The 506-nt window shown below is 51.4% G+C and carries 1 protein-coding gene; it reads right to left on the bottom strand.

The annotated features are described in order from the left end of the window. Positions 1-506 (bottom strand): DNA polymerase domain-containing protein (locus SB689_RS22535; RefSeq protein ID WP_410694312.1); only part of this gene is annotated, 506 nt, incomplete at both ends.

Raw genomic sequence — 506 nt, 5'->3', positions numbered from 1 at the left:
ACCACCACCGGTACCAGATTTTTTGATGTTCAGCCAAGAGGTCAGACCGGTCTGTTTGGTTTTCTGCCAACGCAGGTCTTCTTTACGGTAACCGAAACCTTCCAGGATACGCAGAACCGCCGGCAGAACCTGGTTTTCGATGTAGTATTCCGCGTCGTATTTGTGTTTACGCGGGTCGTATTCTTCCGCCAGGATCGCACGGTTAGAGATCGGACCGTCACCACGCAGAACGATGTAACCGATAACCATACCCGGTTTGATTTTAACACCTTTCGCCGCCAGACGTTTCGCAACCGCAACGTGCGGGCCGATCGCTTTGTATTCGTGCAGCGGACGGGTGATCTGTTCGTAGATCGCCAGTTTTTCCGGCGGGATTTCGTATTTAGACAGTTTCTGGGTAACTTCTTTAACGATACGAACCGCTTCTTCAACGTTACCGTGTTTCAGGATCGCTTCCAGAACACGCGCCTGGGTTTCTTTCGCGATTTCAGACCAGTCACGACGAA

The organism is Chryseobacterium sp. SIMBA_038, from assembly GCF_046535115.1.
GTDB lineage: Bacteria > Bacteroidota > Bacteroidia > Flavobacteriales > Weeksellaceae > Chryseobacterium.
This window is presented reverse-complemented; position numbering and strand designations above follow the sequence as displayed.